This is a genomic window from Bacteroides sp. B1-V-101 (assembly GCF_023656585.1).
GTDB lineage: Bacteria > Bacteroidota > Bacteroidia > Bacteroidales > Bacteroidaceae > Bacteroides > Bacteroides thetaiotaomicron.
Genome location: NZ_JAMOKH010000075.1, coordinates 1 through 4909, shown reverse-complemented (window position 1 = coordinate 4909; position 4909 = coordinate 1). Strand labels below are relative to the sequence as shown.

The window sequence follows — 4909 nt, the reverse complement described above, 5'->3', positions numbered from 1 at the left end:
CGAACACTTCCCGGTACTGGCGACCACCAAAGTAGTTGTTCAGTCTTTGAAGTGTCCCCTTCAGCCGGGCGATATCCCGGAAAAGTTCCCGTTCTTCTTCTGTGTACCTCTCCCTGGGACGCCCACCAAGGGATAAACTGCGGCAGTACTCCGATGTGCTCAAACCGCACCGGGCTGCCTGCTCCGAAAGTGCCGCCTTTTCAAGTGCGGTGCATCGGAATGTAATCTTTTCGCTCCGTCTTACTTCCATGCCACAAAGATAAGCAAAAAATCTTTTTGAGCAAAGCGAGAAAAGCAAGAATTGTCCGACAAGGACACTTCTTGCTATACAAATACATACCGCATGGGAATACACACAACGCTGACACGCTGCATAGGCACACATTTTTTTTCTCTTTTTCCTGCCTTTTTCACAACGGAATACGGAGAACGGTCAAGGGGACGGGCTGGAAAAACCGCACGAGCCTGCGAGCGCAGGATTTTTCCGGATCCGGACTTGCGGAACCCTTGACAGTTACGGAGTATGGAGTTACATTTGCAGACAGAAAAGAGAAAAATTACTTATTCAGTAATGCTTTTTCTTTCTCGGCTAAGTCCTCCAATTCTTCATCACTTATAGGAATAACAGTATAGGTTTTCCCCTCGTGATGAATAAGTACATTGTCGCCTTTACTCGCCAAATCAAGCATTTCCTCTATTCGGTCAGCAAATTCCTCGGATGTAAGATTTATAACTGCCATATCTTCAATTTTTACATTGTTTTTTTACGTCATTTATCGTCATAGTGCCCCCAAACAGAAATAACAAAAACAACAATGGTGGTTTCGTTCACCGTATATCTAATACGGTTTTTCTTATCAAGCTGCCTTGACCATACACCCTGCAAATACTTCAACTGTTCGGGGTGTCCAGTCCCAGTGTATGGATGTTCTTTCAGCTCATCCAATAGCCTTTCTAACTTTTTGAAGAGTTGCGGAGAGGACTTTCTTAGCAACAGTACATGTTTTGCAGCTTCTTTTGAAAATTCTATCTCATACATTGCACTCATCCTCTATACGGTTCAAAAAATCATCTAATGATTCATCCTTCCGCATTTTAAAAGTTCGTCCCTGCTTAATATCCTCAATACCCCTCTGAATAGCCTCCAATTCTTCCCTTGAGGGAAAATCCTCTTCCGTAGCCGCATATACGACTATGGGGGCGGCATTACGACGAGAAACAAAGATTGTCTCTTTTTCAGCCAGTTCAAAATATTTCTTCTGATTGGCACGAAATTCACGCGTTGTAATTATCTGCATAATATTTATATATTTGATTTACAGCGCAAATATAACTATAAAAGTCCAACTTCCAAATTATCTGTGTACTTATTTGTGTACACGCCATTAAAAGCCATATTCAAGCCTACCGCCCGTTGGTTGGTGTTGCTTTGCTTTTTCCTCTCTTTTTGGGTTGATATTCAGCCTTTTTCCCTCTAAATTCCCCTTGTCTGTTATAAGCATCGTCTGTAATATGCTCTATCACTTTTACGGAAACACCGATAAACAAAGGGATTAAAGCATGTGTTTCCCTACATTTTGGGAGTTTCAATCCTACACTTTGGGAGTTTTTAAGACGCACTTTCCCTACACTTTGGGAGTTTTACCCTTCTTTTTTTGTTTATATGTAGGTATTTTATATCTTTGCAACAAATCAAATAGTTATGAAAAAGAAGCTACCTATTACCAAAAATAAAGACGTAGTTGTATCATGGGTATATACATGGTCCAAACAGCAAGACATGTCCATACACGAACAAAGAATAGTTCTTCGCATACTGGAAGCGTGCCAGGCTGAACTAAAGGGAGTAAAGCTGAAAGATTATGCAGGCACGAAACGAAAATTTGAGCATGGACTTTGGGATGTTGATGCGCAAATGCATGTATCTGACGTTATTTTTTCCGGACGTGACTACAACGAAATCATAGCTGCACTCGATTCACTGGCTGGACGTTTTTTCACTTACGAAGATGATGATGAATGGTGGAAATGTGGATTTATATCTAACCCGAAATACAAAAAGCATACCGGTATTATAACATTTCGTGTATCTAATGACCTTTGGGACGTGTTTACCAAATTCGCAAAAGGATATAGGGAGTTTGAACTAAACAAGGCTCTTGCGCTGCCTACGGGCTATTCGCTTAGGTTTTATATGCTCATGAGTGGGCAGGTGTACCCTTTGGATATATCACTGGACAACTTAAAAGAACGACTTGGCATACCTGCGGACAAATACAAAGACAAAAACGGAAAAGACAGAATCGACAACTTCGAGGAAAGAGTATTAAAACCAGCAAAGGCTGCGCTTGATGAAAGCTGCCCATACACATTCAACTACGTAAAAGTGCGTGAAAACCCTAACAACAAACGTAGTAAAGTAACTGGATTTAGATTTTACCCAGTATATCAACCTCAATTCAGGGATGAAGAACTGGAAGTAAAAGAACTTCAAGCGAAAGTAACGGCACGCCACCAAATAGATAACCATGTGTACGAATATCTCCGTTATTCCTGTGGCTTCACTTCGGAAGAAATAAACCGGAACAAGGAAACGCTTATAACTGCACAAGAAAAAATAGCCGACCTTATAGGAGAACTGGCAATTCTAAACGGAAAATCACGAGAGAAGAACAACCCTAAAGGGTGGATTATAAACTCTCTCAAAGGGAAAATAAAAGACAGCTAAACAACTAAAAGTACCTCCCTAAATGTCATATTTTCAAATCATTTTCTAAATTTGCAATTGTAATCTTTAAATATTTATTCATGAAGAAGAAAAATTCACTGTTATTTATACTGCTAATGTATTCTTTGACAATGTTAGCACAGAAAGATATAACAAAATTTATGGGAATCCCCGTAGATGGATTTAAAAAAGATATGATTCAGAAACTTAAAGCTAAAGGGTTTGAATACGACAATGAAATCGATCTTTTAACGGGTGAATTTAATGGCGAAAAAGTAAACATTTTTGTCGCCACTCAAAGCAATAAAGTATGGAGGATTGTCGTAGCAGATGCGATAGAAAGGAACGAGCATGATATTAAAATTAGATTCAATAACCTTTACGACCAATTCAACGATAACCCTAAATACGTTCCTAAATTGGAAGATAACGATTATATTTCTGAAGACATTAATCTTGCATATGAAATGAAGGTTAGAAACAAAAGATTTGAAGCTGGATTCATGCAAATGACAAATCCCAAAAGTCCTCAAAACTCACCAGAAAAGATACAACAAGAATTAACTCAAAAAATAAGCGAGATATGTCCAGCCGAAGAATTTATAAGAAAATCAGAAAAAGAAAAAGAGGACATAACCAAAGAAGCAGCAATGAACATCGTACAAGAAGCTGCAATGCGCTCCGTATGGTTTATGATTAGTGAAAAATATGGCAAATTCTCACTAATTCTTTTTTACGATAACGAATATAATAATGCTCATGGGGAGGACCTCTAAAAAACAAATAGACGACGTACATTTTTGTACGTCGTCTATTTGTTGCCCTTTTGTTCTATTGCCTGCTCTTGGTAATATTCGTAATACCGTTTGTAGTTATCCCGGTCTTTGGCTGCATCCACCCAAAGATAACACATGAGGCAAGCGAACAAAAGGGAAATAACGACACAAAGAATGGAGTAGAACGAAACCCGTTTATCCACATAGCCACCGCTTTTCATCCTGTTCCCCTGCCGTTCAAAGTCCGCTAACACGTTTTTTAGGCATTTTTCAGCACTTTCAAGGCTTTCCCCGTCTATCTGTACCTTTTTGGATGTTGCGTCCTCTATGCGTTTCGTATAGGCTTCCACACGCTTCAATTCTTGATATACCAGTTCTACCGCAAGCTGCGGGTTCACTTTCGGGGTGGTGTCTTTCCTGCGTGGTCGGTATTGTCCTTGCTTAGAGGTGGAAACCTCCTTTTCCGGACGTGAGTTTGTTTCCATGTGATATGTTCATTGAGTTATACTTCAGTTTGCTTTGTGTCCTCTCGATATGGGCGAAAGTGTAGCCTTTCCCTATCTCGCTTGCCTTGTACTCCGTACCGCTCCGGGCTGTGACATAGTAGCCGTTAAGTTTCCCGGTGCTTGCCCTGGCTTCTCGGATCTTGAAGCCCAGTTTACCAAGTTCTTCTTGAAATTTGGTTAAGTCAAAACCCTGCATTTTCTTCAGTACGCTGTTCATGGCTTCCTTGATTTCCTCTTTGTTGGCTTTGCCGATGTCCTGCGACTGCACGAAGTTCCGCTCCTTGGCTATGGCGTTGGCGGCTTCCGTTGCCCGTTTACCTATCCAGTTGTCCCGGTAGAGTTCCCCGGAAAGGGATATCCGGTTTGCCAGTATGTGCAGGTGGGCTTGTTCTTTCTTACTCTCTGTCCTACTGTGTTTGATGATGATGTACTGGTGGTTCACCAGTCCCATGCGCTGCATGAAGTCGTTGCCAAGTTCTGCCCAGTCCGCATCGGTGAAGCTGGAACTTTCCTCTATCGAGGGGCTGACCTCAAAACGCAGGCAGTTGTTCTTTACGTTCGGAAAATCAGTGAAGTAAGGTTTCATCTCCTGCACCATTTCCGCACCCGTACACCCGTAAAGCTCATGCCGGGCTATCTCGGTGGCTGCTGCCTGCCCGTCTATCTCCTTGGCAAGGTCATACTCCAGTGCCGCCACGCCATGTGATATGCTTTTCCCTTTCCCTATCATCGTGAGAGTATTTTTTGGAGTTCTGTGATTAGTGCCCGGTTCTCCTCGAACACTTCCCGGTACTGGCGACCACCAAAGTAGTTGTTCAGTCTTTGAAGTGTCCCCTTCAGCCGGGCGATATCCCGGAAAAGTTCCCGTTCTTCTTCTGTGTACCTCTCCCTGGGACGCC

Annotated in this window: 8 protein-coding genes; 2 read left to right on the top strand and 6 right to left on the bottom strand. The window is 41.9% G+C overall.

Annotated elements, in window-relative coordinates; translation table 11 throughout:
- From mbpA to NBH01_RS26310, 4 genes are all read right to left on the bottom strand, one after another.
- A partial coding sequence (gene mbpA / locus NBH01_RS26325; protein WP_250700372.1) for a mobilization protein MbpA occupies positions 1-250 on the bottom strand: 250 nt, incomplete at its 3' end.
- Between the two features lie 307 nt (positions 251-557).
- Positions 558-740 (bottom strand): hypothetical protein, encoded by a 183-nt coding sequence (locus NBH01_RS26320; RefSeq protein WP_016278715.1) that lies wholly within the window; start codon positions 738-740, stop codon positions 558-560.
- 29 nt (positions 741-769) lie between these two features.
- Positions 770-1039, bottom strand: a complete 270-nt coding sequence (locus tag NBH01_RS26315) for a Txe/YoeB family addiction module toxin (RefSeq protein ID WP_008671563.1) — start codon at positions 1037-1039, stop codon at positions 770-772.
- Entirely contained in the window at positions 1032-1298 is a 267-nt protein-coding gene (locus NBH01_RS26310; RefSeq protein WP_008671564.1) for a type II toxin-antitoxin system Phd/YefM family antitoxin, read from the bottom strand. The genes NBH01_RS26315 and NBH01_RS26310 overlap by 8 nt, the downstream gene beginning before the upstream one ends.
- A gap of 404 nt (positions 1299-1702) precedes the next feature.
- Between NBH01_RS26310 and NBH01_RS26305 the strand changes: the two genes are divergently transcribed.
- Both NBH01_RS26305 and NBH01_RS26300 read left to right on the top strand, forming a co-directional pair.
- Positions 1703-2728, top strand: a complete 1026-nt coding sequence (locus NBH01_RS26305) for a replication initiation protein (RefSeq protein WP_016278717.1) — start codon at positions 1703-1705, stop codon at positions 2726-2728.
- A gap of 80 nt (positions 2729-2808) precedes the next feature.
- Entirely contained in the window at positions 2809-3504 is a 696-nt protein-coding gene (locus tag NBH01_RS26300; RefSeq protein ID WP_070750547.1) for a hypothetical protein, read from the top strand.
- A gap of 35 nt (positions 3505-3539) precedes the next feature.
- Here NBH01_RS26300 and mbpC read toward each other — a convergent pair whose 3' ends face one another.
- Together mbpC and mbpB are read right to left on the bottom strand one after the other, a co-directional pair.
- A complete protein-coding gene (mbpC, locus tag NBH01_RS26295) occupies positions 3540-3989 on the bottom strand; it encodes a mobilization protein MbpC (RefSeq protein WP_016278712.1) in 450 nt (149 codons plus the stop codon).
- Positions 3946-4740: a mobilization protein MbpB gene (mbpB, locus tag NBH01_RS26290; RefSeq protein WP_016278713.1), complete on the bottom strand. Its 795-nt coding sequence runs from the start codon at positions 4738-4740 to the stop codon at positions 3946-3948. Before mbpB ends, mbpC begins: the two co-directional genes overlap by 44 nt.
- Between the last annotated feature and the right edge of the window lie 169 nt (positions 4741-4909).